The 25,383-nt window shown below is 71.6% G+C and carries 20 protein-coding genes; 10 read left to right on the top strand and 10 right to left on the bottom strand.

The window, feature by feature from the left end; translation table 11 throughout:
- Positions 1-57 precede the first annotated feature (57 nt).
- From ACSP50_RS11705 to ACSP50_RS11695, 3 genes are all read right to left on the bottom strand, one after another.
- Positions 58-1,365 carry an ABC transporter substrate-binding protein gene (locus tag ACSP50_RS11705; RefSeq protein WP_014689397.1) on the bottom strand — a complete coding sequence of 436 codons (1,308 nt, stop codon included), beginning with the start codon at positions 1,363-1,365 and terminating at the stop codon, positions 58-60.
- 122 nt (positions 1,366-1,487) lie between these two features.
- Positions 1,488-2,504, bottom strand: coding sequence for a LacI family DNA-binding transcriptional regulator (locus tag ACSP50_RS11700; protein WP_014689396.1), 1,017 nt, complete (start codon positions 2,502-2,504; stop codon positions 1,488-1,490).
- Between the two features lie 154 nt (positions 2,505-2,658).
- Positions 2,659-5,559: a glycoside hydrolase family 3 protein gene (locus ACSP50_RS11695; protein ID WP_014689395.1), complete on the bottom strand. Its 2,901-nt coding sequence runs from the start codon at positions 5,557-5,559 to the stop codon at positions 2,659-2,661.
- A gap of 220 nt (positions 5,560-5,779) precedes the next feature.
- Here ACSP50_RS11695 and ACSP50_RS11690 point away from each other — a divergent pair, with 220 nt between their 5' ends.
- Positions 5,780-7,090 carry an FAD-dependent oxidoreductase gene (locus ACSP50_RS11690; RefSeq protein WP_052311560.1) on the top strand — a complete coding sequence of 437 codons (1,311 nt, stop codon included), beginning with the start codon at positions 5,780-5,782 and terminating at the stop codon, positions 7,088-7,090.
- Between the two features lie 28 nt (positions 7,091-7,118).
- On the opposite strand, the gene ACSP50_RS11685 is transcribed toward ACSP50_RS11690, so the two are convergent.
- Together ACSP50_RS11685 and ACSP50_RS11680 are read right to left on the bottom strand one after the other, a co-directional pair.
- Complete coding sequence (locus tag ACSP50_RS11685) at positions 7,119-10,409, bottom strand: S8 family serine peptidase (RefSeq protein WP_014689393.1); 3,291 nt, start codon at positions 10,407-10,409, stop codon at positions 7,119-7,121.
- 191 nt (positions 10,410-10,600) lie between these two features.
- The gene (locus ACSP50_RS11680) at positions 10,601-11,221 is read right to left on the bottom strand and encodes a hypothetical protein (protein WP_014689392.1); all 621 of its coding nucleotides are present in this window, start codon (positions 11,219-11,221) and stop codon (positions 10,601-10,603) included.
- A 126-nt stretch (positions 11,222-11,347) separates the two neighbouring features.
- Between ACSP50_RS11680 and ACSP50_RS11675 the strand changes: the two genes are divergently transcribed.
- The 4 genes from ACSP50_RS11675 (at position 11,348) to ACSP50_RS11660 (ending at position 16,648) form a co-directional block, all read left to right on the top strand.
- A complete protein-coding gene (locus ACSP50_RS11675) occupies positions 11,348-12,157 on the top strand; it encodes a polysaccharide deacetylase family protein (RefSeq protein WP_231956907.1) in 810 nt (269 codons plus the stop codon).
- Positions 12,158-12,201: 44 nt separating this feature from the next.
- Positions 12,202-13,140: a MerR family transcriptional regulator gene (locus ACSP50_RS11670; protein ID WP_014689390.1), complete on the top strand. Its 939-nt coding sequence runs from the start codon at positions 12,202-12,204 to the stop codon at positions 13,138-13,140.
- Positions 13,140-14,465, top strand: a complete 1,326-nt coding sequence (locus tag ACSP50_RS11665; protein ID WP_014689389.1) for an MFS transporter — start codon at positions 13,140-13,142, stop codon at positions 14,463-14,465. The genes ACSP50_RS11670 and ACSP50_RS11665 overlap by 1 nt, the downstream gene beginning before the upstream one ends.
- A gap of 476 nt (positions 14,466-14,941) precedes the next feature.
- Positions 14,942-16,648, top strand: coding sequence for a glycosyltransferase 87 family protein (locus tag ACSP50_RS11660; RefSeq protein ID WP_052311559.1), 1,707 nt, complete (start codon positions 14,942-14,944; stop codon positions 16,646-16,648).
- 162 nt (positions 16,649-16,810) lie between these two features.
- Here ACSP50_RS11660 and ACSP50_RS11655 read toward each other — a convergent pair whose 3' ends face one another.
- From ACSP50_RS11655 to ACSP50_RS11645, 3 genes are read right to left on the bottom strand one after another with little or no spacing between them, the layout of a single operon-like run.
- A complete protein-coding gene (locus tag ACSP50_RS11655) occupies positions 16,811-17,968 on the bottom strand; it encodes an acyl-CoA dehydrogenase family protein (protein WP_014689387.1) in 1,158 nt (385 codons plus the stop codon).
- Between the two features lie 18 nt (positions 17,969-17,986).
- On the bottom strand, positions 17,987-18,736 hold the full coding sequence (gene fabG / locus ACSP50_RS11650) for a 3-oxoacyl-ACP reductase FabG (RefSeq protein WP_014689386.1): 750 nt from the start codon (positions 18,734-18,736) through the stop codon (positions 17,987-17,989).
- Positions 18,737-18,768: 32 nt separating this feature from the next.
- Positions 18,769-19,917: an acyl-CoA dehydrogenase family protein gene (locus ACSP50_RS11645; protein WP_014689385.1), complete on the bottom strand. Its 1,149-nt coding sequence runs from the start codon at positions 19,915-19,917 to the stop codon at positions 18,769-18,771.
- Between the two features lie 88 nt (positions 19,918-20,005).
- Between ACSP50_RS11645 and ACSP50_RS11640 the strand changes: the two genes are divergently transcribed.
- Genes ACSP50_RS11640 through ACSP50_RS11630 form a run of 3 tightly spaced genes read left to right on the top strand, consistent with a single transcriptional unit; the run spans position 20,006 to position 22,415 of the window.
- Positions 20,006-20,644 carry a TetR/AcrR family transcriptional regulator gene (locus ACSP50_RS11640; protein WP_014689384.1) on the top strand — a complete coding sequence of 213 codons (639 nt, stop codon included), beginning with the start codon at positions 20,006-20,008 and terminating at the stop codon, positions 20,642-20,644.
- A gap of 42 nt (positions 20,645-20,686) precedes the next feature.
- Entirely contained in the window at positions 20,687-21,556 is an 870-nt protein-coding gene (locus tag ACSP50_RS11635; protein ID WP_155123480.1) for a hypothetical protein, read from the top strand.
- Entirely contained in the window at positions 21,549-22,415 is an 867-nt protein-coding gene (locus ACSP50_RS11630; RefSeq protein WP_014689382.1) for a PfkB family carbohydrate kinase, read from the top strand. The genes ACSP50_RS11635 and ACSP50_RS11630 overlap by 8 nt, the downstream gene beginning before the upstream one ends.
- Positions 22,416-22,598: 183 nt before the next feature.
- On the opposite strand, the gene ACSP50_RS11625 is transcribed toward ACSP50_RS11630, so the two are convergent.
- Positions 22,599-23,333, bottom strand: coding sequence for a class I SAM-dependent methyltransferase (locus tag ACSP50_RS11625; RefSeq protein ID WP_014689381.1), 735 nt, complete (start codon positions 23,331-23,333; stop codon positions 22,599-22,601).
- Positions 23,334-23,379: 46 nt separating this feature from the next.
- Here ACSP50_RS11625 and ACSP50_RS11620 point away from each other — a divergent pair, with 46 nt between their 5' ends.
- A complete protein-coding gene (locus tag ACSP50_RS11620) occupies positions 23,380-24,072 on the top strand; it encodes an HAD family hydrolase (RefSeq protein ID WP_014689380.1) in 693 nt (230 codons plus the stop codon).
- Positions 24,069-24,737: a 2'-5' RNA ligase family protein gene (locus tag ACSP50_RS11615; RefSeq protein WP_014689379.1), complete on the top strand. Its 669-nt coding sequence runs from the start codon at positions 24,069-24,071 to the stop codon at positions 24,735-24,737. The genes ACSP50_RS11620 and ACSP50_RS11615 overlap by 4 nt, the downstream gene beginning before the upstream one ends.
- On the opposite strand, the gene ACSP50_RS11610 is transcribed toward ACSP50_RS11615, so the two are convergent.
- The gene (locus tag ACSP50_RS11610; protein ID WP_014689378.1) at positions 24,712-25,365 is read right to left on the bottom strand and encodes a nucleoside/nucleotide kinase family protein; all 654 of its coding nucleotides are present in this window, start codon (positions 25,363-25,365) and stop codon (positions 24,712-24,714) included. The two genes, ACSP50_RS11615 and ACSP50_RS11610, sit on opposite strands and share 26 nt — an antisense overlap.
- Positions 25,366-25,383: the final 18 nt, after the last annotated feature.

Raw genomic sequence — 25,383 nt, 5'->3', positions numbered from 1 at the left:
GACCGGGAACCTTTCTCCGTCGTGGGCGGCCCGGTCCGGGCCATCCACGACCGGACATCACTTGCCGAGGTCGGCCAGGTTCTCGTGGTACGGCTTGGCGACCTCGTCGAGGAACGCCTTCGGGGTCTTGGAGCCGTTGATCAGCCCCTGCACGCCGGCGACCATGACGTCGTAGTAGCCGGGGGCCGGCCAGTCCGGGTAGAACGCCAGAGCGTCCGAGGTGGTGAGCCTGGTGAAGTTCTCGATCAGCTCCTTGTTCCTCGGATCGGTGATCGCCGCCGGGTCGGCCGCCACCGGCACGCCGCCGCTGTTGCCCAGCAGGTTCTGGATCTCGGGCGACATGGTGATGTCGATGAAGTCGTACGCCAGGCTCTTGGCCCTGCTCTTCGCCGGGACGACCCACAGGTTGCCGCTGGAGCCGGGGTGCAGCGTGTTGCCGGGGAACAGGAAGGTGCCCCAGTCGAAGTTCTTCACCTCTTTGGCGAACCGGCCGTACCACCAGGAGCCGCTGATCAGGATCGGGAACCTGCCCTGCTCCCAGGAGACGCCCATGTCCTCGGCCTTGATCCCGGCCGCGTCCTTGGCGAGGTAGCCCTTGGACACCCAGTCGGCGAAGGTCTGCGCGCCGTAGCTGAGCACCGGCCCGTTGAAGTCCACCTTGTTCTTGTACAGCTGGTAGTCGTCGACGAAGGCCCGGTCGGCCTTGGCGAGCGCGAGCTCGTAGAAGATCTGCTGGGCCGGGTACTCGGCGCCGCCGACCGCGAGCGGGGTGACCCTGTTCTTGACGAAGGTGTCCATCGCCGCGGTGAACTGGTCCAGGGTGGTGGGCACCGCGATCTTGAATTTGTCGAACAGTGCCTTGTTGTAATAGACCATGACGTACTCGCCGTAGTTGGGCACGCCGAAGAACTTGCCGCTGCCCATGATGCCCTGGTCGGTGTACTTGGCGGTGGTCTGCAGGCTGGCGCTGAGCTTTTTGTCCCAGCCGCGCCTGGTCGCCTCGTCGGTCAGGTCGGTCAGCAGGCCCTGCTTGGCGAGCAGGCCGGCGGTGGCGTTGCCCTTGTTGTACTCCAGGATGTCCGGCGCGCTGTCCGAGTTGAGGATCATCTGGGCGTTCTGCTGGATCTGCTCGAAGCTCTTCTCCTCGAACTTCACCTCGACGCCCGGGTGCTTCTGTTTGAAGATCTCGATCGCCCTGTTCCAGGCGATGCCCATCGCGCTGGTCGGGCCTTCGTAGTGCCAGAGGGTGAGGGTCTTGGCGTCGGCACCGTCGTCGGACGAACCACCGCCGCCACAGGCGGCCAGGGCGACGGAAGTGGTCGTCGCGAGGGCGCCGGTGAGCAGCCCACGTCGGGTGAGTGTCATGAGTGTCCTCCCAGGGGGAAGCTGAAAGGGAACTGTCGAAGCGCTTCGACCCGCTCGTCGCATTGTCGAAGCGCTTCGACAATGGCCTTGCCGCAGACGCTAGGGAACCGGGGACGCAGATGTCAACGGTGTGACGGCGGGATTTCGCGGCAGCTGTCCCGCTCGGCCAGGCTCGGCTCGAGCAGTCGGGTGAACTCGACCCGGCGGTTGTCCAGCAACCGCATCGCGGTCTCCACCGCGATGGTCCCGACGTCGTGCGCCGGGATGTCGATCGACGTCAGGGCGACCGGCATCGCGACCGCCACGTCCCGCGGGCAGAGCGCGACGATCGAGATGTCCTGCGGCACCCGCCGGCCGGCCGCGTGCAGCAGGTCGAGCAGCGGCCGCAGCGCCTCCTCGTTGTGCACCACCAGGGCGGTGAGCCCGGGCAACTCGGTGTCGAGGTCGGCCAGCGCGGCCCGGACGCCGTCGGCGCCGGGCTCGCACGGGTGGCTCACGGTCCGCAGCCCCAGTTCCGCGGAGGCGCGCAGGAAACCGGTCAGGAAGCGATCGGCGTACGTCGTCTGCCGCTGGTACACCGCGGGCGACGGACCGATCAGCCCGATCCGCCGATGCCCGTGCCCGGCCAGGTGCCGCAGGGCGAGGGCGGCGGCCGCCTCGAAATCCAGGTCGACGCAGGCGATCCCGGCGTGGTCGGCCGGCAGTCCGATCAGCACCGACGGCTGCTTGAGCCGCCGGATGGCGGGCAGCCGCAGGTCGTCGCGCTCGATGTCCATCAGGATCAGCGCGTCCACCATCGTGCTGTGCGCCACCCGCTCCAGCCCGGCGGTCCCCTCGTCCTTGGTCAGCAGCAGCACGTCGTGGTTGAACGACCGGGCCGCGGTCACCACGGCCGTCGCGAACTGCATGATGACCGGCACGTTCACGTCCAGCCGCAGCGGTGCCACCAGGGCCAGCACGTTGGTCTTGCTGCTGGCCAGCGCCCGGGCGCCGGCGTGCGGGTGGAAGCCGAGCTCGGCGATGGCGGCCTGGACCCGGGCCCGGGTCTCGGCGGAGATCGGACGGCGGCCGCTCAACACGTACGACACCGTGCTGGGCGACACGCCGGCCGCCCGTGCGACGTCGTTGATCGTCGGCACCGCGCCTCCCCCGGACATCCCGCTCCCTGCCCAACCCCGCTCCTCGCGATCCTAGTCACCACCCCGTCCACGGCCGGTCCCCACGGTGCCGCCACCGGCCGTGGGGCGAATCGCGGCGGGGAGCCCGCTCCCATCCGGCTCCCCGCCGCGAGTCTCATCGGATATCGAACGACGCGATCCGCAGCCCGGGACCGGGCAGCAGGTACACGTCCTGCCGGCCGGACGCCGCGGCGAGCGGCGCGGTGACGTCGGTGTACGCGTAGACGCCACCGGTGTCGCGCACCGTCGCCGTGCCGAGCAGGCGCCCGCCCGGCGACCCGAGCCGGACCTGGACCGTCCCGGCACCGGCCGCGCGGACCGTCACCGTCCGGCCGCCATGCAGCGCGGCGTCCCGGAAGGCGATCCAGTCGCCGGCCGTGACCCCGCCGACCACCGTGCCGGCGGCCCTGGTCTCATCCAGCAGCCGCACCCCGGCGTAGTCGTCGAAGGTCTCCGCCCGGGTCACCCGGGACAGATCGCGCGGCGGGATCGTCTCGCCCCGGACCGAGACGCTGCCCCGCTGCCGGATGTCCGCGGACGACGAGCCGACCAGCACGTCGTACACCGAGCTCTCGGTCACCCACCGTTGCCGGGTGACGTCCCACCGGGCCAGGTCCCGCGGCGTCAGCGGGAAGCTCACCACTCTGGTCTGCCCGGGTTGCAGCGTCACCTTCCGGAAGCCGCGCAACTGCTCGACCGCGGTGACGTCCCGGGACGTCCGCTGGTGCGTGTAGAGCTGGACCACCTCGCTGCCGGCGCGTTTGCCGGTGTTGGTCACCGCGACGGTGACCCGGCCGCCGCCGGCCTTCAGCCCGCTGTACCGGAAGGAGGTGTACGACAGCCCGTGGCCGAACGGATAGAGCGGCTCGGCCGAGCTGTACTGATACGTCTGACCGGTCTTGACGATGTCGTACCGGTTCAGGTCGGCCGGCAGCTGGTCCACCCCGCGGTACCAGGTCTGGGTCAGCCTCCCGCCCGGGTTCACGTCGCCGTAGAGCACGTCAGCCAGGGCGTGCCCGGTCTCCGCGCCGGCGTGCGTGGTCCAGACGATCCCCGGTACGTGCGCCTGCGCCCAGGTGATCGCCTCCGGGTAGCTGCTCTGCACCACCACGACGGTGCGCGGGTTGGCCGCCCGGACCGCCTCGATCAGCGCCTCCTGCCGGGCGCCGAGCCCCAGCCCGGTCCGGTCGTGCGCCTCCCGCCCGGCGACGAACGGGTTCGTCCCGACCACCACCACGGCGGTCCGCGCCCGGCGGGCCGCGGTGGCCGCCGCGGCCACCCCGTCGGCGATGACCTCCCTGGCGAAGTGGGCTGCCGAGGCGGCCGGGCCGAGCCCGAGCCGGCCGTCCGCGCCGATCGTCACGTACGTGTTCGGGCCGAACCAGCTCTCCTGTGTCTCGTACCCGGCGTAGTGCAGCACCACCGTGCCGTCCGTCTGGTCCTCCACCTTGAACTGTTGCTGCACGAACCAGCCGGTCGGCTCGGACTCCTTCGTCACGAACGGCCCCCAGTTGTAGCCGAGCAGCTTGCCGGTGCCGACGTTGCGCAGCGTCGACACCCCGTCGCCCCAGTCCACCGCGTCGAACTGGGCGGCGCTGCCCGCCGTGGCGGCGGTCGCGGCGACCGCGGACGGGTCGGCGGCGCTCACGTACCGCCCGGTCGCCACGTCCTTCAGCGCGATCCGGTCGGCGCCCGGCGCATAGGTGGCCGGCGACTTCGCGCTGATCCCGTCGAGCGGGGTGACCCGATACGGGAGCTGACCGCCGTACCAGTCGGTGTAGACGGTGTCGCCCAGCGGCCCGGAGACTGCGACCGATCCGCCGGCCGCCAGCGGCAGCACGCCGGTGTTCTTCAACAGCACCATCGACGAGGCCGCGGCCTCGCGGGCCAGCTGCCGGTGTGCCGGGCTGTCCACGTCGGACGCGGGTATCCCGGCGTACGGGCCGCCGTCGGGGTCGAACTCGCCGAGCCGGAAGCGGATGCTCAGGGCGTCGCCGACCGCGGTGTCCACCTGGCGCACGCTCAGCAGTCCCTGGTCGATCGCCTGCCTCAGCGCGGTCACGGTCGGAGCGCCGTCGGTGTCGTCGACCGTGAAGCTGTCCCCGCCCGCCTTGACGATCGCGGCGTCCGCCTCGGCCTGGGTCGCGAAGTAGCCCTGCGAACCGGTCAGATTGGTCGGCGCCCCGGCGTCCGTGACGTTGAACAGCCGCCGGTCACTCCAGCCGCGCACCAGGCCGCCGAGGTCGGGGTCGACGGTCGCCGGCCGTCCGTTGACCAGGTTGTAGGACGACATCACGCCGGTCGCGGCGTCGGCGCGCAGCGGGATCTCGAAGGTCTTGCGGTCGTACTCGTTGAGCACCCGCTGCGGCACGTTCGACGAGGTCCGGTCCCGCCCGGTCTCGTTGTTGTAGGCCGCGTAGTGCTTGAGCGTCGGCGCGGTCAGCAGATGGTCCGGGTCATCGCCCTGCAGGCCCCTGCCGTACGCGGTGGCCACCGTCCCGGACAGCAGCGGGTCCTCCGAGTAGCCCTCCTCGTTGCGCCCCCAGCGCGGGTCGCGCAGCAGGTTGACCACCGGCGCCCACAGGTTGAGGCCCCACACCGTCGGATTCTGCGCGTGCAGCCCGCGGGCCTCGTCGCCGACCGCGGCGCCGACCTGCCGGACCAGCGCCGGGTCCCAGCTGCTGGCCAGGCCGACCGCCTGCGGGAAGACGGTGGCCGTCGCGTCGGTCTTGGCGCCGCCGTTGGTGTAGTCGGTGGACCAGGCCACGCCGTGCAGCGCCTCGGTGCCGGACTTGAAGACGGCGATGCCGAGCCGCGGGATGGCCGGCTGGTACTGGTGCAGCAGGGACAGCTTCTCGTCGAGGGTGAGCCGGCCGACCAGGTCGTCGACGCGGGCCGGCAGCGCCAGGGTGGGGTCCCGGAACGGGTAGCTCTCGGCCGCGGGCGCGGGCGCGGCCGTCAAGGGCAGGGTGAGCAGGGCGGCGGCCAGGGCGGCGAGGCCGCGTCTCTTCCGCATGGCGATCTCCCTCGAAGCAGGCGAGGACGAGGACGGGCGTCGGATCGCTTCGACATCGTGGGCGGACCACCGCATCGAAGCGCTTCGACGCATGGGGGTCACCATAGAAGGAGCCCGATGCGAGAGGCAACACCCGCCGGAAATCCGGCCGAAACCGGGGCGCGCATCCCGGCACAATGGGCGAGTGCGATTAATCGTGATCGGCGGGGACGCGGCGGGCATGTCGGCGGCGTCCCAGGCACGCCGCAGGCGGGGCCCGGACGAGCTGGCCATCGTCGCCTTCGAGAGGGGTCGCTTCGTCTCCTACTCGGCGTGCGGCATCCCGTACTGGATCGGCGGCGCGGTCGACGGCCCCGAGGCGCTGGTCGCCCGCACCCCGGCGGAGTTCGCCAAGGCCGGCATCGAGGTGCGCACCCGCCACGAGGTGACCGACATCGATCTGAAGGCGCGGAGGGTCACCGTCCGCGATCTCGACGCCGGGCAGAGCCGGACCGAGCCGTTCGACGACCTGGTCTACGCCACCGGCGCCACCCCGGTCCGCCCACCCTGGGCGCGGACCGGGGCGCGCGGCGTCTTCGGGGTGCAGACCCTGGAGGACGGCGCCGCACTCGACGCCTTCCTGGCGGCGGAGCGGCCGGCCACCGCGGTCGTCGTCGGCGGCGGCTACATCGGCGTCGAGATGGCCGAGGCGATGATCAACCGGGGCCTGCGGGTCACCCTGATCGAGCGGTCCGCGCAGCCGATGGGCACCCTCGACGAGGACATGGGCGCACTGGTCGCCGCCGCGGTCCGCAACCTCGGCATCGACCTGCGCACCGGGGTCACCGTCGAGGCCCTGGAGTCGGCACACGGCAAGGTCACCGCGGTGGTCACCGACGCCGGGACGGTCCCGGCCGGCGTCGTGGTCGTCGGCTTGGGCGTACGACCGGCCGTGGCGCTCGCCGAGGCCGCCGGCCTGCCGTGCGGTGACTCCGGCGGCCTGCGCACCGACCTGGGGCAGCGGGTCGGCGAGCGGGTCTGGGCGGCCGGCGACTGCACCGAGGTGCTGCACCGGGTCAGCGGCCGGCGGATGCACGTTCCGCTCGGCACCCACGCCAACAAGCAGGGCCGGGTCGCCGGCATCAACATCGGCGGCGGCCACGCCACGTTCCCCGGCGTGATCGGCACCGCGGTCACCAAGGTCTGCGATCTGGAGGTGGCCCGCACCGGCCTCAGCGCGGCCGAGGCGGAGCAGGCCGGCTTCGGCACGGTCAGCGCCGTGGTGGAGTCGACGAGCCGGGCCGGCTACTTCCCGGGCGCCGCCCCGATGACCGTCAAACTGATCGCCGAGCGGGGCACCGGCCGCCTGCTGGGCGCCCAGATCGTCGGCCGGGCGGAGGCGGCCAAACGGATCGACGCCTGCGCGGTGGCGGTGTGGAATGAGATGACGGTGGGTGACATGACCGGGCTGGATCTGGGTTACGCCCCGCCCTACGCCCCGGTCTGGGATCCGATTCTGATCGCCGCCCGCAAAGCCGGGGACGCCCTCTGACAGCGGCGTCCCCGGTCCTTGAGCGGCCCTACCCGGTGACGGTCCCGATCTCGACGGCGCCGCGGCCGACGACCGCGCCCTCGTCGGTCTGGAAGGTGACCTCACCGAACAGGTGCCGGCCGGCCGGCGGGACCGCGGCAACGGTCACCGAGCCGGTCACCGACGCGCCGGCGCCGGCCGCCAGCGGCACCGGCGCGCCGGGCACGTCCACGCTGCCCAGCGCCGGGCTGAAGTAGGCATCCCGGTAGTCGTACGCGGTCGACCCGCTGGGCACCGAGTAGCCCTGCACCTCCACCTTGTACGTGCCGGCCGCCGGCGCGTTCACCGTGACCGCCTCCTCCGAGTCGCCGTCCGCCGACTTGCCGACCTGCACCCCGTTCTGGTCGTAGACGAACAGGTCCAGGTCGGCGGCCGGGTCGGCCGGGCTGCCGATCACCACGGTCAGCCGGCTCACGCCGGCCGGCACCACCACCGGGTAGTCCTGCACGCCGCCCTGCTCGATGGTCGGCCGCTGGCTCAGCGCGCTGCCCAGCGGGCCACCCTGCGGGACGACCGCGATCGGCCCGAACCGGTTGGTGACCGTCCAGGTGGCCGGGGTGGCCGTGCCGACCTGCACCGACGGCAGCGACACGGTGGCCGGTTCGACGGTGACACCCTGCACCTTGGCGGTCAGCGTGAACGGATTGCTCAGCACCGGCGACGTCCGCCGGGACTCGACCGCGAGCTCCCAGACGCCGGGCAGCGGGTTGTCGTACGACCGCTCCTCGGGTTTGCACGTCGCCGGGTCGGAGTAGTTGGTGTAGCAGTTCGGGCTGGAGTTGGACTCCACCGGCACGCCGTAGGGGTTGATCGCGGTCCACCGGGTCTGCGAGCCGGCGGTCAGGCCCGCGAGGTCCACCTGCAGCGTGGTGGCGTTCGCCGGCACGGTGACGAAGAACGAGGTGGTCGAGTTCCGGTCCACCGCGCCCGAGAACGTGCTGGCGTAGGCCGGCTGCACCGCGTCCAGCCCGGCGACCACGGTGTTGAGCACCTCGAAGTCGACGCCCGGGGTGACGGGGTCGTCCACCCTGAGCAGCGCGCTGGTCACGCCCCTGCCGGCGGTGACCCGGACCGGCACCTTGACGGTCTTGTTCAGCGGCAGCCCGATCACCGGCACCGTGGCGAACGCGTGCCGGTCACCCTGGAACGACAGGGTGTGCAGCAGGGTCCGGTCCGGTCCGCTGGTCCGGGTCAGCGACAGGGTGACCACCCTGGTCTGCCCCGGCCGGAAGCCGCCGGCCGACGCCGCGCACCGGTTGTAGATGCCGGTGCCGACCCCGGGCGGGGTCAGATACTGCGCCAGCGGGGTGCAGACCGCCGCCGAGGAGGTGTAGCCGCGCACCTCGGCGATCCGGGTCAGCAGCTTCCACGACGCCGGCACATCCAGCTGGCCGGTGCCCTGCTCGTACGTCTGCTCGCCGCGGATCGGGTCGGCGGTGGAGTAGATCGCGCGCCGCAGCTGGGCCGGGGTCACCGTCCGCTTGGTCTGCTTGGCCGCCGAGAGCAGCAGCGCGGCCGCGCCGGTGGCCTGCGGGGCGGCCATCGAGGTGCCGTTCTCCATGGCGTAACCGACCGGCAGGGTGTAGCCGACGGTGGTCAGACCGGCCACCGGCTCCCAGGTGGGGGTGGCCGAGATGGCCGAGCCGGGCGCGGTGATGTTCGGCTTGAAGCCGCCGTCCTCGCGCGGGCCGCGCGAGGAGAACGGGAACAGCTGCCGCGCCTTGCGGGTCTCCGAGCCGTAGTTGGCCAGCCAGGTCTGCTTGCTGATGCTGGCCGCCACGCTCACCGCGTCGGTGGCCACCGACGGGTCGCCGATGGTGTTCACGCCCGGGCCGGAGTTGCCGGCCGAGATGAACAGCTGGACGCCGTACTTGGTGATCAGCTGCTGGTAGAGCTGCGCCTGCGCGCTGGAGCCGTCGTTGAGCGCGGGCAGGCCGCCGATCGACAGGTTCACCACGTCGACGTGCCGGTTGACCACCAGGTCGACCATGCCGGTGGTCAGCGCGGCCGCGGTGCAGCCGCCGCCCCAGGAGCAGGCCCGGGCGGAGACGATCTTCGCGCCGGGCGCCTGGCCGTCGAAGTTCCGGTTGCCGAACAGGTCGTTGCCGGCCGCGATGCCGGCCACGTGGGTGGCGTGCAGACCCTCCGGGATGCCGATGTTGACGAAGTCGGCGACCTGGCCGGGCAGACCCGCCGGGGTGAGGTCGACGTCCTCGCGGTACTCCACGACGAACGGCATCCGCTCGGCGACCGGGGTGGCCGGGTTGTCCACGCCGAAGTAGCCGACGTCCTGCTTCTCGGCGTACGGCCGCATCACGGCGTCGTCGGTGAAGTCGTTGTTCTGGTTCACGTCGACCCGGATGTCGTGGCTCACCGGGTCGTAGAGGATGCCCCAGACGTCGGTGGTGTCGCCGTCGCGGTTGACGTCACCGGCCGGCTCGGAGGCCGCGGTGATCGACTCGGCGAACCGGTTGATCAGGTAGTTGCCGGCCGGTGCGGTCCAGGTCGCGCCGGCATAGGTGAAGCTCGGCCCGGCCACCGGGGTGCGCATGGCCCGCCAGGTGGCGTCGCTCTCGACCAGCGGGTCGGTGGCGGTCACCCAGTCGACGATCTTCCGCTCGCCGGTGGTGGTCTTCTGCAGGGCCGGGTGGGCCAGGTCGACACCGCTGTCCATGATGCCGATCGTCACGCCGCGCCCGTCCCAGGTGGGATGCCGGCGCTTGAAGTCGACCGAGCCGGTCTCACCGGTCGGCAGGTACGGGTTGTCCGCCGGGGTGTCCGCGCCCGGGCCGGCCGGAAGCGGGGCCTGCTTGCCGGCGCCGCGGTCGGCGGCCACGTCCGGCTCCGGCACCTTGACCGTCTCGTCCAGGTCCAGGCCGGTGACGCCGGGCAGCTTCGCGGCGCTGAGCACCTTGCCGGTCGGCACCGAGGCCAGCACGTAGCCGACCTGGTCGAAGCGGCGGGCCACGGTGCCACCCAGAGCCTTCAGCCGGCCGGCCACGTCGGCGGACCGGCCCTGGCCGGTGGCGATGATGACGGTGACGCTCGGCTTGTGCTCGGCCTGGGCCGCGGCGAGCAGCCCGGCGTCGTGCGCACCGAGCGTGCCGGTCGGCGACTCCTTGGGCGCCACGGTTCCGGTGTCCGGCGCGGTGTCCGGTGCGGTGTCCGGCGCCGGTGCGGCCGGCGCGGCGGTGGCCGGCAGCGAACCGTTCACCGTCGTCACGCCGGCCGCCAGGCCGATCGCCAGGACGGAGGTTAACCAGCGGGATGGTTGTCTCACGTGCGGGTCCTCCGGAGGATTGGCGCCCGAAGGGGTGACAGGGCGCTTCTCCCGGGATCCTCCGATCGATCCGCATGGAAGTCACTAGGCTCAATACGCTTCGTAATCTTCCCGTGACCATTGTGGACCGGACACGCCCGCGGAGATCGGTTTCCGCTCCACCGGGTCCGGCCCCGTCCACACGCGGACGGTCAGTCCCCCTCGGTGAGGCGGGCCAGCACCACCGGCTCGGGGCGGCCCGCCCACATGCCGGTCAGGACCGCGTCGCCCGGCAACGGGGCGGCCCACGGCGTACGGAACAGTTCGATGCCGCCCCCGGTCGTCTCGATCCGGACCACCTCCCCCTCGGCGACCTTCACCGGATCGCCGGGCGCCGGCGCGGCGGAGCCGGCGCCGCGCAGCAGCAGGCCCGGCTCCCGCACCACGACCCGCTCGCCGTCGTGCACCTCCTCGGCCGCCTGCGTGCCACCCGAGCGGATCACCTCGCCCAGCACGCTGACGAAGACCGGATCGTGACAGGCGTCGTACACCCAGCGGGTCCCGAGCACGCTGTGCTCGGTCGTGCCGATCGCCTCGGCCCCGGCCAGCGGCGCACCCCGGTAGGTCAGCGGCACGTGCAGCACCGGCCCGTCACCCACCCGGACGAGCATCACCTCCAGCCCCACCTCGCCGGCCGGATCGTCGAACCGGGCCGCGGCCACCCGGGTGACCTCGGGATTCGCCGGACCGGAAAACCACGGCCGGGTCGGCAGCCAGCCGCTGAGCAGTTCGAGTTTCGTCGGGCGGATCTCCGCCTTGTGCAGCAACGCCATACTGGTCACCCTAATGACGAACCGCACAGTGAACCGCCCCGGTAAACAACCGTCCGGCCGGCTGCGTCTTAACTCAGACGACGCACAGACCCGGGGGCAGGCATGAGAATGAGCATGGTGGCACGCGTGGCAGCCGCGGGGGCGCTGCTGACGATCCTCGCCGGGTGCAGCGGCTCCGGTGACAAGAGCGCCACCCCCACCTTCGTCAGCCCCTCCGCGGCCGGCGGCACGTCACCGGCGACCGAGTCGACGACCCAGGAGTCGGCGGCGCGCCAGGCGTTGCCGGCCGCGCTGCGGCACCGCGTCCCGACCTTCACCGAGCAGGCACCGGCCCCCACCAAGGTCACCCTGCCGCCCGGCCCGAAGGCGCCGAACTTCGCCCGGATCCCCACCACCGAGAAGATCGCGTTCATCACGATCGACGACGGCTGGGAGAAGAATCCGGAAGCACTCAAGCTGTTCCAGGCCGCGAACGTGCCGGTCACCCTGTTCCTCGAGGTCAACGCGATCAAGGACAACCCGACGTTCTTCACCCCGCTGCAGGGCGCCGGCGCCACGATCCAAGACCACACGATCACCCACCCGAACATGACGCACCTGTCGTACGACGCGCAGAAACACGAGATCTGCGCCGGCGCCGACGAGCTGAAGAAGCAGTACGGCAAACGCCCCACGCTGTTCCGCCCGCCGTTCGGCTCCTACAACGACAACACGCTGCGCGCCGTCCACGACTGCGGCCTGAAAGCGTCGTTCACCTGGATGGAGACCACCGACAAGGGCATCATCCGGTTCCAGCGCCCGACGCACCTGATCGCCCCGGGCGACATCATCCTGATGCACTTCCGGCCGGCCTTCATCGACGACTTCCTCGCCGTCCTCAACATCATCCACAAGTCCGGACTCACCCCGGCCCGGCTGGAGGACTACATCCCCTGATCGCCGCTTGAGTCTCCAGCGGGGGGAGACGTGAGGATATCGGCATGAACGGCGACATGCTCCTCTCGATCGGCGACCTGGCGCGCCGGACCGGGCTCACCGTCAAGACCGTCAGGTTCTACTCCGATCTCGGCGTCGTCGCTCCGGCCACCCGCAGCCCGGCCGGCTACCGGCGATACGCGGCGGACGCCGTCGCCCGTCTCGACCTGGTGCGCACCCTGCGCGAGCTCGGCATCGACCTGGCCACCATCCGGACGGTGGTGGACCGGCAGAGCACCCTCCCCGAGGTGGCCGCGGCGCACGCCGACGCGCTGCAGGCGCAGATCCGGGTGCTGCGGATCCGCCGCGCGGTGCTGACGGTGGCGGCCCGGCGCGGCGCCGGCCCCGCCCAGCTCGAGGTGATCCACCAGCTGGCCAGGCTGTCCGCCGGCGAACGCCGGGAACTGATCGACGACTTCCTCGGCGCCGTCTTCGCCGGGCTGCACGAGCACCCCGCCCTTCCCGCGGTCGCCCGCTCGATGACGCCCGACCTGCCGGCCGACCCGGAGCCGGAACAGATCGAGGCGTGGGTGGAACTGGCCGGCCTGTTCCAGGACGACGACTTCCGGGCCACCCTGCACGGCATGGCCCGCGAGATGGCCGGCGACCGGGCCGCGGACGACCGCACCGGCCTGCCCCGGGTCCTCGCCGACGCGATCCGGGCCCAGGTCGCCCCGGCGCTGCGGGCCGGCATCGACCCCGGCTCCCCCACCGCCGAGCCGACCATCGCGGCGCTCGTCGGGCACTACGCGCACATCACCGGGCACCCCGACGACGCCGCGCTGCGCCGGCGGTTCGAGACGCTGCTGAGGGGCATGAACGACCCGCGCCGAGACCGGTATCTGTCGCTGCTCGCCGTGGTCAACGGCCGGCCCGTGCCGGACAGCCTGGCGCCGATGCTCGACTGGGCGGTCGCGGCCCTGCGTGCAAGGACCGCGCGGTAGTGGGCGCGGACGCGGCCCCCGCCGCCTACCGGGCGCTGCTGGACCGACCCGGCTTCCGGCGGTACGCGATCATCGGCCTGGCGTCGAAACTGGCACCCGGCATGGCCGGTCTGAGTCTGCTGCTCCTGATCGGCGACCACTATTCGTTGGCGACCGCCGGACTGGCGGTCAGTGCCTCGGCCGTCGGGCAGGGGGTCAGCGCGCCGGTGCGCGGCCGGCTCATCGACCGGTTCGCCGCCGGTCCGGTCCTGATCGGTTGCCTCGCCGCACAGGTGGCGGCCACCGTCGCGCTGGTCGCCACGGCCGGCCGGACCGGGCCCGCCGTGGTGATGCTGACCTGTGCCGCGATCATGGGAGCGACCGGTCCGCCGGTGGCGGTCATGATGCGCACACTCTGGCGTCGGGTGACCGACGCCGGGACGTTGTCCACCGCGATGGCGCTGGACTCGTCGATGGCGGGCGCCGCCCTGATCGTCGGACCGGCGGTCGCCGGCTGGCTCAGCGTCGCCGTGTCCCCCGTCGCCCCGTTCGTGGTGATCACGGCGCTGACCGCCGGGACGGTCGTCCTGTTGATCGGCGTCACCGCGACACCGTCGCGAACCGGGTCGCCCCGGCACCGGCCGGGACGGGTCGCTGCGCCGCCCTCGCGCCAGCCGGATCGGCTCGGCACGACGCTCCCGAGCCGACCGGGTCCGGTCGCTGCGGCGCTCCCGCGCCGACCAGGTCTGCTCGCTGCCGCGCTCCCGCGCCGGCCGGGTCTGCTCGCCACGCCGTCGCTGCGCCGGCTGCTGGTCGCGAACGGACTCTTCGTCAGCGCGGTGACCGCCACCGACGTGGTGCTGCCCGGCTACGCACGGGAATTTCACGCCGCCGGACTGGCCGGGGTGTACCTGGGCGTGCTCTCCGTCGGCAGCGTGCTGGGCAGCTTCGCCGTGGGCGCCGCACCGGCCCTGCTGCGCCGCGGCAGCGGGCTGCGCCAACGGCTCGGCCTGTTCACCGCCGGATCCGCCGCTCTGGCGCTCGGCTCGTGGCTGTCCCCCGCGGCGGTCCTCCTGTTCTGCCCACTCACCGGCCTGATGATCGGCACCCTCTTCGCCACCCTGCGCACCACCGGCGGCGACCTGGCCCCACCCGACCGTGTCACCGAAACGATGTCCTGGCTCAGCACCATGGACCTGACCGGCGCCGCGGCCGGCGCCGCCGTCTTCGCCCACATCGCCGGCTCAGCGGGAAGCCGCACGGCGCTGGCCCTCATACCGGTCGTCCTGCTCGCCGCCACCGCGATCAGCCGCAACACCCCCGAAGGAGCGCCGACTCCCCACTGAGCGCGCCGTTCAGCCTTCCGCTCCACCCCACCGTCGCTGCAGAGGGTTTGCTACGTCATCAAGGGTGACTACGGTGCGTGCCGACCATCGCGCTGGGCAGCCGGCACGACACCCAGCGCGGGTCCTCTGCAGATCAGTGCGCCGGCAGCGGCCCGCCGCCGAGGACCGCTGGACGTGGCTGGTCATAGCCGCGCATACTCAGCCGCGTCTCGCCGGCCCTTCGCAAATGACCTACGCCGGCGACTTGGCATCGCCAGTTCCCCATTAGAAGTGGCCGAAGCGAAGAAGGGGAAGGTGCTGCGGGCGCGCCTTGGTACCGTCCTGGACGATCATCTGGGTCTGGATCCGGGGAGTGCGTCCGTGTTCGGTGTATGTGCGTCTCGGCGGGCGGCGCGGTGACAGTCGCAGAGGAACGGCTCAGCGCGCAAGGTCCGGTGTCCCCCTGGGCCCGGTGGTGGTCGCGGATGTCGCCCCGCATGCGGACAGTCGCCCTGTTCGTGTCCGTCGGTGTGTTCGTCGCGCTCGCCGGGTGGTCGGTGATTGCGGCGTTGACACGGCCGGCGTATGACCGGCTTGCCGATCTGCACGTCTATCTGGGCGCGGTGCGCGCGATGCGGGACGGGATCCCGCTGTATTCGTATGCGGCGGAGAACGGCGACCCGTTCACGTATCCACCGTTTGCGGCGCTGGTGTTCTGGCCGCTGGGCGCGGTGCCGGAACCGATGGTGCAGGTCGCCTGGACGCTGGTGACGGTGGCCGGGGTGATGGCCCTGGCGGCGGCCCTGACGGTCCGCAACGGCATCGCCGGCCGGCAGAGATTCCTGGTGGTGATGCTCGCGGCGGCCACGATGCTGCTGGCGTCGGCGCCGGTGCAGAGCAATCTGCGGTTCGGGCAGGTGAGCATCTTCGTGGTGCTGCTGGCCCTGGTGGATGCACTCGGATTGCTGCCCCGCCGGGCAGGTGGCGTGCTCATCGGCGTGGCGGCGGCGATCAAGCTGACCCCCCTGCTGTTCGTGCCGTATCTGTGGGTGGTCGGCCGGCGCCGGGACGCGATCCGATCCGGGGTGGCCTTCGCGGCGTGCGCGGCGGCGGCCTTCGCGGTGTGGCCGGCCGTCTCGGGGACGTTCTGGACCCAGGCGGTGTTCACCACGTCGCGGATCGGCGACCTGTCGTCGACCGGGAACCAGTCGCTGAACGGGACGCTGCTGCGCTACGCGATTCCCACCAGCGAGCGCATGGTCGCCTGGACGGCGTTGGCCGGACTGGTGTGTCTGGTCGCGTTCCTGTGCGCTCGGGAGTACCACCGGCGGGGACAGGTAGCCCTGGCCGCAGTGGTGATCGGGTGCGCGACGGTGGCGGTGTCGCCGGTGTCGTGGACTCACCACCAGATCTGGACCGTGCTGGCCGGGATCCTGCTGATCGCCGGGCCGCACCGTGGCCGGATCGCGGCCGGCGTGGTCGTGTTGGTCACGATGTCCGTGCAGGTCGGGGCGGTGCTGCCGGTCGGCGGGTTCCTGCACGACAACGCGCGGGCGTGGTGCGCGGTGGCGGTGTGCTGCGGCGGGGCGGTCAGCCTGTGGCCGGCGGCGGCCGGGCGGGTACGGCTGCTGCCGGGTCTCGCGGTGGTAGGCCGACCGCGCACGGCGTTGCTGTACTGCACGGCGGCCGCCGCGGGAATCGCCGGAGTCTTGGCGGTCACGCATGATCGAGCGGTCACCGCGCAGGTGTACGCGGCGGCGAACGCGCAGGATCCGGTCTGGTCACAGGTGTTCAGCAGCGGCCCGTGCGGAGGCATGGGACTGCGGGACGGCAGATACGTCTGCTCGGACCTGACCGGGCCGGCGATGGCCGGTGAGCAGCTGAACTTCGCGGCTGGTGACGACGGTGCCGGCCACATCGGGATCGAGGGACAGGCGGGCCCGGACGTGGTCCGTTTGGTGTATGTCCCGGTACAGGGCGCCAAGCCGGTCGACGTGCCGCTGTGGCCGGAACTGCCCGCCCCCAAGACCGCGCCGGACTCGGACGACCCACCCAAGCTGCTTCCGGTCGTGGACGAGCGCAGCATGACGACGCACCGCTTCGGGGTGCGCACGAACGACCCCACTGACGCGGTCCTGCTGGCCTACGACCGAAACGGTCAGGTCATCGGCACCGGGGGCGACAAACTGCACGACATGTCGTAGGCGGCTGCCGGCCGCGCCGTGGTCAGCCGGGACAGTGATCGACCCGGGGCGTACCGGTCAGGCTGAACCGCAGGTCAGCAAGGTCGCCTTCCGCCGCCGGCGGTTCTCCGGAAAAGGGGCCCCTCTTCAGGAGCCCCTTCCTCGGCGTTCGCGGACGGCGACCTACAGACCCATGTCCTTCGCGATGATCATCTTCATCACCTCGGAGGTGCCGCCGTAGATCCGGTTCACCCGGTTGTCGGCATAGAGCCGCGCGATCGGATACTCGTTGATGAACCCGTATCCGCCGTGCAACTGCAGGCACCGGTCGATCACCCGATGCGCCACCTCGGTGCAGAACAGTTTCGCCGAGGCCGCTTCGGCCGCCGTCAGTTCCCCGGCGTCGAGGGCCTCCAGCGCCCGATCGGCCACGGCCTGAGCCGCGTCCACCTCGGCCTGACAGGCGGCCAGTTCGAACTTGGTGTTCTGGAACGACGACACCGTCTGGCCGAACACCTTGCGTTCCTGCGTGTACTTCTTGGCGAATTCGACCGCGGCCGCCGCCTGCGCGTACGCGCCGTAGGCGATGCCGAGCCGCTCCTGCGGCAGGTTCTGCCCCAGGTACGAGAAGCCCTTGTTCTCCTCGCCCAGCAGATCCTCGACCGGCACGAGGACGTCCTGGAACGCCAATTCCGCGGTGTCGGACGTCTTCAGGCCCAGCTTGTCGAGTTTGCGGCCGACCGAGTAGCCGGGCAGTTTCGTGTCGACAACGAGCAGCGAGATGCCGAAGCGGCGGTCGTCGGGTTTCGGCGGGGAGGTGCGGGCGCAGACGATGACGCGGTCGGCGAGAACACCGCCGGTGATGAAGGTTTTCGCGCCGTTCAGGACGTAGTGTCTGCCGTCCTCGGTGAGTTTCGCGGTGGTGGACATGCCGGCCAGGTCGGAGCCGGTGCCGGGCTCGGTCATCGCGATCGCGAACATCATGTCGCCGCTGACGAAGGACGGCAGCCACCGCTGCTTCTGCTCGGGGGTGGCCAGGTTCAGCAGATACGGCAGGCAGAGAGCGACGTGCACGCCGGAGCCGCCGAACGAGACGCCGGCCCGGGCGGTCTCCTCGTACTGCACCGCGGCGAATTTGAACGAGTCGATGCCGGCGCCGCCGAACTCCTCGGGCACCTCGATGCCGAACAGACCGAGTTCGGCGAGCTTCTTGTAGAACTCGCGGGGCACCTCGCCGTTGTGCAGCCACTCGTCGTAATTCGGCACCACCTCGGCCTGCAGGAATTCCCGCAGCGTCTGCCGGAAGGCCTCGTGGTCCTCGTTGAAAATCGTGCGACGCATCGAAGAATCCCTCAGTGTTTAGAGACGGCGTCCGCCGTCGACGTAAATGGTCTGTCCGGTGACGAAGGAGGCGGCGTCACTGGCCAGGAAGGCGACCACCCGGGCGATGTCCTCCGGCTGCCCGACCCGGCGCAGCGGCGTGATCTCGGCTGCCTTGGCTTGCATATCGGCAGCCGAGACGCCGATCCGAGCGGCGGTGGCGTCCGTCATCTCGGTGACGATGAAGCCGGGCGCGACCGCGTTGACGTTGATCCCGAACGGGCCGAGCTCCATCGCCAGGGTGCGGGTGAAGCCCTGGATGCCGGCCTTGGCCGCGGCGTAGTTGGCCTGGCCCCGGTTGCCCAGCGCGGACACGCTGGACGTGTTGACGATCTTGCCGGTGCGCTGCGGGACCATGTGCCGCTGGGCGGCCCGGCTGCACAGGAACGCGCCGCGCAGGTGCACGTTCATCACCATGTCCCAGTCGGACGCGGGCATCTTGTGCAGCAGGTTGTCCCGGGTCACGCCGGCGTTGTTGACCAGCACGTGCACCCCGCCGAGCTCGGCGGCGACCTTGTCGATCACGGCGTCGACCTGGGCCTCGTCGGCCACATCGCAGCCGTGGGCGACCGCGGTGCCGCCCGCCGCTCTGATCCGGCCGACGACGTCGGCGCAGTCGTCCTCGTCGAGGTCGAGCACGGCGACGGCCGCGCCCTCGGTCGCGAATTGCAGTGCGGTGGCCGCGCCGATGCCGCGCGCGGCCCCGGTGACGATGGCTACCCGGCTCATTCAGAAACTCCTTTGGGGTGAGGAAGCACTGCCTAGAACGCGCTGATTCCGGTCAGCGCCCGGCCGATGAGCAGCTTCTGGATCTGACTGGTGCCCTCGTAGAGGGTCTGCACCCGGGCATCGCGCATGAACTTGCCGACCGGGAACTCGTCGATGTATCCATATCCGCCGAACACCTGGATCGCCTGATTGGCGGCCTTGACCGCGGCCTCGCTGGCGAACAGTTTGGCCATCGACGCGGCGGTGCCGAACGGCTGGCGCCGGTCGACCAGGTCGGCGGCGCGCCAGACGAGCAGCCGGGCCGCCTCGGTCTCCACCGCGATGTCCGCGAGCATCTCCTGGACGAGTTGGTACGACGCGATCGGCTTGGCGAACTGGGTGCGCTCCCCGGCGTAGGCCACCGCGGCCTCCAGACAGGCCCGGGACAGCCCGACGCAGCCGGAGGCGACCGCGATCCGTCCCTTGTCCAGCGCCGACATCGCGATCTTGAAGCCCGCACCGAGGTCGCCGAGGCGCTCCGCGTCGGCGACCCGGACCTGCTCGAAGCTGAGCTCGGCGGTGGCCTGCCCGCGCAGCCCCAGCTTGCCCTTGATCTCCCGGCGGGTGAGGCCCGCGCGGTCGGTCGGCACCAGGAACGCCGAGACGCCCTTCGGGCCGGGACCGCCGGTGCGGGCGAAGACCAGGGCCACCCCGGCCCACGTACCGTTGGTGATGAAGATCTTCTCGCCGCTGATCAGCCAGTCGTCGCCGTCGCGAACCGCCCGGGTGACCAGGTTGCCGGCGTCGGACCCGGTGCCCGGCTCGGTCAGCGCGAAGCAGCCCAGCGTCTCGCCGGAGCAGAACCGGGGCAGCCAGTGCGCCCGCTGCTCGTCCGTCCCGTACGCCTGAATGGTCTTGGCGACCAGGCCGAGGGTGACCGAGACGATGCCGCGCACCGCGGTGTCACCCCGGCCCAACTCCTCCATCACGATCGCGTAGTCGAGGAAGTCACCGCCCGACCCGCCGTGCGCCTCACTGATTCCCAGGCCGAGAAAGCCCAGCTCGGCGAGCTTGCCGACGATCTTCGGGTCGACCTGCTCGGCGCGATCCCACTCGGTGGCGTGCGGCACGACCTCGCGCTCCACCCAGTCCCGGGCGAGGTCGCGCAGCTGTTGCTGTTCCGCCGAGAGGGTGAGGTCCACGGCCCGCTCCTAAATTGAACGCTGTCAGGTTTCCCCGGCCATGTTAACTTAACAGCGTTAGGCATCACAACGGTCAGGAGAGCAACCCATGCCGCGGCCGACCACCCCGCTGCTCAGCAAGGCCGGGATCCGGGCCGCCGCGCTGGAGATCATCGACCAGGACGGGCTGGACGGGCTCAGCATGCGCAAGCTGGCCACCGCCCTCGGGGTCAGCGCCCCCGCGCTCTACTTCCACTACCCCACCAAGGAGCAACTGCTCGACGACGTGGCCAGCGAGATCATGGAGCAGGTGGACGTCTCCGGGTTCGCCGCCGGCTGGCGCGACGGGCTGCTCGGCTGGGCCCGGTCCTACCGGGCGGCACTCGCCGGGCACCCGAACATCGTGCCGTTCCTGGCACACGGCCCCGGCCAGCGCGACGCCTCGCTACGCCGGGCCGACGCCATCCACGGTGGCCTGGTCGCGGCCGGCTGGCCGGCCCGGGACGCCACGATGATCGGCGCCTCGACGAAATATCTGGTGGTCGGCGCCGCGATGGGCTCGTTCTCCCGCGGCTTCGTCGACGACGTGCAGGTCTACCTGGACCGCTATCCGGCACTCGGCGACGCGCACCGGCTCCGCGAGCACGCCGACGCCGTCGACCGGGACAGTTTCGAGTTCGCGCTCCTCACCTTTGTGGACGGACTTGCCGCCCGCCTCGCCCGATCGGCGACACCGCCGGTGCATTGATCACCGTTTTCCTGCATCGTGGAAACGATGGGGATCCGGCGGGTGTTCAAAAGTCAGCGGCTCTGGCTCGACCTGGCCGGGCTCGCGCTGTCCGCCGGCCTGTTCGTGGCGGCCTTCCACGCCCACGCCCCGGTGCAGGACATGCTCGTCGGGGTGGCCACCTCGTTCATCTTCGCCACCATCCTGGACATGTTCGTCACCCTGCAGAACAGGCTCGCCGACCGCGCCCGCGTGCATTTCTTCGGCGCCGAGCTGGTCCGCCGGGAAACGCTGCTCTGCTATCCCGACTTCGTCATGCACGACGACGTCCGGGCCACCCTGAACGACCACAACCAGCAGATGCTGTTCCAGCGTCCGCACTCCCGGTTCGTCGAGTTGACCGTGCACCGGATCGACATCCCGCGGGTGGTCGCCGCCAACGACATCCAGTCGCTGCTCTACGTCTCGTCCGCTTTCGAGGCCCGCAACACCTGCCCGGTGATGATCACGGTCGACACCGCGATCGTCGACGACTGCGCGCGCAGCTTCGTCAGTTTCGGCCTGTCCAGCAACGACTGCACGCACCTGTACGCCAACGAGCACGCCGACCCGCTGTTCACCATCATCGAGGACGAGGTCGGCTCCGAATTCATCCGGCTGCGCAACGGTTCGGAGTACCGCTCCACCAAGCGCAAGCAGTACGGCATCATCCTCCGCTACGCTCCGAACCCGGAGGAGTTCCCGGAACGTCGCTGGCTGCTGGTCGCCGGCCTCGGTCCGGTCGGCACCACCGCCACCGGGTGGTATCTGTCCCAGCACTGGCGCCAGCTGGCCGGCAGCGTGCCCCGCGACAAGAATTTCATCGCGGTCCTCTCCACCGGCGTCTACACCGACCACGCACCGCATCTCGAGGAGATCTGCCTGGATGACTGAGGTCCTGCTGGCCGGGCTGTGCACGCTCGACATCCTGCAACTCGTCGAGAAGTACCCGGCCGACAACGAGAAGGTCACCGCGCTCACCCAGACCGTCGCCGCCGGCGGCCCGGCCACCAACGCGGCCGCCACCGTCGCCCACCTCGGCGGTGATCCGGTCCTGCTGACCGCCGTCGGCCGCCACCCCCTCGCCGCCGGTATCCACGCCGACCTCTCCGCCCTCGGTGTCCGCCTCATCGACCTGACCGATACCGATCCCGGCGCCCCCAGCGTCTCCAGCATCGTCGTCAGCGCCGGCACCGGCAACCGGGCCGTCGTCTCCACCAACGGCGCGGCCCGCTCGGTCACCGTCCCGCACCTCGCCGCCCTCGTCGACGGCATGAGAGCAGTGCAAGTCGACGGCCACTATCCGGAGCTGGCCACCGCGGTCCTGACCGAGGCGCGGCGCCGGGGCATCCCGACCCTCATCGACGCCGGCAGCTGGAAACCGGTCACCCCGCGGCTGCTCCCGCTGCTCGACGTGGTGGTCTGCTCCGCCGACTTCCGACCGCCCGGGATCAGCACCCCGCACGACGTCGCCGCCTTCCTCGCCGACGCCGGCGTCCGCTGGATCGCCATCAGCCGCGGCGACCGGCCGCTGCTCCGCTGGACCGGCGGCGGCTTCACCGAGCAGCCGGTCCCGGCGACACCGGTGATCGACACACTCGGCGCCGGCGACGTCCTGCACGGCGCGCTCACCCTCGCGGTCGCGCGCCGCTGGCCACTCACCGACGCGACATTCGCCGAGGCGCTCGACGAGGCGGCGGCGGTGGCCAGCAGGTCGTGCGGCTCTTTCGGCACGCGTGCCTGGATGTCCTGAAGAATCAGGATCAAATTCTTCATACAGATGTCGTGCGCTGCGGCCGATAACTGATCGCCGCTCCCGCCGCACCGGGCGCGGCGATTTGGCCGCTGGCGCGTCCAGATCAATCGCCGCACCCTTCCACATCCGCTGTCGGTAACGGAGAAACGCGACCGGACCGAATGGATCACCCGCGCCTGATCACCGCGGGGACAGCACGAGCAGGGTCAGTTCGGAGACCGCCGGCTCGCGGACCCCGGAGTCCGCCGCCGCCCGCAGCGCCCGCAGCCCGGCGGCGAATTCGGCATCCGGGATGGCGTGCAGGGTGGTGTTGGCGCGATGCCGGACCTTCTCGTAATAGTCCTCCAGGGTCGCCGCGTTGATCTGCCGGACCCGGCGCTGCTCCCGCAGTGCGTAGCCGGCCGTCTCGAAAGCCGCCCGGACCTGCGCCACCGTCGGGAAGGTGTCCAGCACCGCTCCCGCCGTCGGGAAGAACCGGTACAGCGCGATCCGCTCCTGATCGCCGGGGAAGGCACTGCGGATCAGCACCGGCGCCTCCGGCAGCAGCACCCGGCGCAGCTCCCGCGCCGCCGCCGGCAGGTCCCCCACGTGGTGGATCATCGTGGACAGCCAGGCCGCACCGCAGCACCCGCTCGCGAGGGGGATCCGCTCGGCTCGCCCCACCGCCCGGTGCGCGGGCGGCGCGGCCTGCCGCAGCATCGCGAAGGCCGGCTCCACGGCCACCACCCGCACCCCGAACCAGGTGTGCAGCAGCCGCGCGTACAGCCCGGTGCCGGCACCCAGGTCCAGCACCGGGGCGGCCACCGGCAGGTGCGCGGCGAGCGCCGTCCGCCACCCGTCCAGGCCGCCGTCCGGCGCGCCGCGACCCGATTCGTACACCGCCGCGACCGGGCCCTCGAAGTCGATCCGCGCCATGGCAGCCCCCCGTCGGAGATCGAAGTTATTGCATATCCTGTCGGCTATGGGCGGCCTCGTCATCCTCGATCTGGACGACACCCTGCTGCGCACCGCGGCCGCCACCCGGGCCGCCCGCCGGCTGGTGGCGGACCGGGTCTTCCCCGGCGCCGCCGACCGGGTGCTGCCGATCTGGCGGCGGGTCACCCTGCTCTATCCGGACCAGCAGTTCGATGATCTCCTGTCGGTGGTGGCCGCGCTGCTCGGCACCCGTTTGCCGCCCGACCTCGACCTGCGGGAACTCGCCGCCGGCTATCAGGCTGCCGCGCTGGCGCGGATCACCGCCCGGCCGCGGGTGGTGGCCGCCGCACGCCGCCTGCGCGACGTCGGCGGGCATGATCTGGCGATCGTCTCGAACGGGGACGACGCCGTGCAGCGCACCAAGATCGAGCGGTGCGGTCTGGGTGATCTGGCACCGGCTGAGCGGGTGGTCATTTGCGACGGGGTACGCATTCCCCGCAAACCCCATCCGCAGGCGGTGCACGCCGTGCTGACCGGCGCCCCGGCCGTGCTGGTCGGCGACCGGACCACCGACGTGCTGTGCGCCCGGCGCGCCGGGATCCCGGTCGTCCGGCTACGCGCCCGCACCGCCGACCTGGAACGCGGCGCCGGCCTGCGCGCGATCGCCCGCCCGGACGCCCTCTGTTCGGCCGCCGAGCTCTACGAGGTGACCCGGGAACTCCTGGAGGAACGAGGATGACCACGCGCAGCCTGCCCGAGGAGACCGCGTTCCGCTGGCGTCAGTTCACCGGCCTGGGCACCACCCGGGTGCACTGGGACTGGCGGGGCGGCTGGCGGCCGGGCCGGTGGTCGTACTGGTGGTATCTGGATCTGACCGGCGCCGCGGAGCTCGCCGCGCTGGCCGCGGACCTGCTGGCCGAGCTGCGCCTGGAGTGCCTGGACCCGGCCGTGCACCTGCACGTCAGCCTGCAGCAGGTCGGCTTCACCGACGAGGTCACCGCCGGGCAGGCGCGGGCCCTGCTGGCCGCGGCCGGCCGGCTCGGCCTGGCGCCGCTGGAGCTCACCTTCGGTCCGGCCGACCCGAACCCGGAGTCGGTGGTGCTGCGGGTCAGCCCGTGGGAGCCGATCCAGCAGCACCGGCTGCGGCTGCGCCGGGTCACCGAGCCGATCGTCGGCACGCTCACCGGCGCCGACGACCACTTCTGGCCGCACGTCTCGATCGGTTACGTCAACGCCGTGGTGCCGGCCGCGCCGATCGCCGAGGCGCTGCGCGCGCTGCCCGACCGCCGGGTCACGCTGACCGCGCGCGAATTGCGGTTGGTCCGGCTCAACCGGGACGACCGCCTCTGGAAATGGGATGTGGTCGGCGCGGTGCCGCTCAGCGCCGGGCCGGCGAGACGATGACCGCGGCCCGGCCGGCCGCCGCGACGACCAGGCCGGTGTTGCGTTTGTCGTTGCCGTCGACCCAGGCCGCGGCCGCCTCCGGGGTGCGCCCGCCGGCCACCTGGCGGTCGACGAGACGCTGCCGGGTCACCTCCCAGGGCACGTCGAGATACCAGATCTCGTCGAGGCACTCGCCGACCCGGTCCCAGCCGTCATCGGGCAGCAGCAGGTAGTTGCCCTCGCTGATGATCAGCCGGACCGAGGCCGGGATCCGGTGCGCGTCCGGCACCGGCTCGTGCAGCTCGCGGCTGTACGCCGGGGCGCCGATCTCGTCCTGCGCGTCGCGCGCCCGGCACAGCAGGTCGGCGAAACCGTCCCGGTCGAAGGTTTCCGGCGCGCCCTTGCGATCCCGCAGGCCGCGCTCGGCGAGTACCGCGTTGCTCAGGTGGAACCCGTCCATCGGCACCTGCGCGACCAGCAGCGGATCGGCGCCGAACCGCTCGGTGACCCGCGCCTGCAACCAGGCGGCCAGGGTGCTCTTGCCGGCGCCGGGCGGGCCGGCGATCCCGATCAGCACCCGTCTGCCCGACCCGAGCAGTGGGACGACGCGCGCGAACAGCTGCTCCCGGTCCCGAACCACGTCGGCCATGCGGCACCTTCCAGCGCG

Source organism: Actinoplanes sp. SE50/110, from assembly GCF_900119315.1.
In the GTDB taxonomy this organism is placed as follows: Bacteria; Actinomycetota; Actinomycetes; order Mycobacteriales; family Micromonosporaceae; genus Actinoplanes.
This window is presented reverse-complemented; position numbering and strand designations above follow the sequence as displayed.

Coding starts and splice junctions, on each gene's coding strand:
- ACSP50_RS11670 (WP_014689390.1), top strand. CDS start 12,202: ATGAACGGCGACATGCTCCTCTCGATCGGCGACCTGGCGCGCCGGACC.
- ACSP50_RS11695 (WP_014689395.1), bottom strand. CDS start 5,559: ATGCGGAAGAGACGCGGCCTCGCCGCCCTGGCCGCCGCCCTGCTCACC.
- ACSP50_RS11625 (WP_014689381.1), bottom strand. CDS start 23,333: ATGGCGCGGATCGACTTCGAGGGCCCGGTCGCGGCGGTGTACGAATCG.
- ACSP50_RS11705 (WP_014689397.1), bottom strand. CDS start 1,365: ATGACACTCACCCGACGTGGGCTGCTCACCGGCGCCCTCGCGACGACC.
- ACSP50_RS11690 (WP_052311560.1), top strand. CDS start 5,780: ATGTCGGCGGCGTCCCAGGCACGCCGCAGGCGGGGCCCGGACGAGCTG.
- ACSP50_RS11640 (WP_014689384.1), top strand. CDS start 20,006: ATGCCGCGGCCGACCACCCCGCTGCTCAGCAAGGCCGGGATCCGGGCC.
- ACSP50_RS11660 (WP_052311559.1), top strand. CDS start 14,942: ATGCGGACAGTCGCCCTGTTCGTGTCCGTCGGTGTGTTCGTCGCGCTC.
- fabG (WP_014689386.1), bottom strand. CDS start 18,736: ATGAGCCGGGTAGCCATCGTCACCGGGGCCGCGCGCGGCATCGGCGCG.
- ACSP50_RS11620 (WP_014689380.1), top strand. CDS start 23,380: ATGGGCGGCCTCGTCATCCTCGATCTGGACGACACCCTGCTGCGCACC.
- ACSP50_RS11655 (WP_014689387.1), bottom strand. CDS start 17,968: ATGCGTCGCACGATTTTCAACGAGGACCACGAGGCCTTCCGGCAGACG.
- ACSP50_RS11680 (WP_014689392.1), bottom strand. CDS start 11,221: ATGGCGTTGCTGCACAAGGCGGAGATCCGCCCGACGAAACTCGAACTG.
- ACSP50_RS11610 (WP_014689378.1), bottom strand. CDS start 25,365: ATGGCCGACGTGGTTCGGGACCGGGAGCAGCTGTTCGCGCGCGTCGTC.
- ACSP50_RS11615 (WP_014689379.1), top strand. CDS start 24,069: ATGACCACGCGCAGCCTGCCCGAGGAGACCGCGTTCCGCTGGCGTCAG.
- ACSP50_RS11630 (WP_014689382.1), top strand. CDS start 21,549: ATGACTGAGGTCCTGCTGGCCGGGCTGTGCACGCTCGACATCCTGCAA.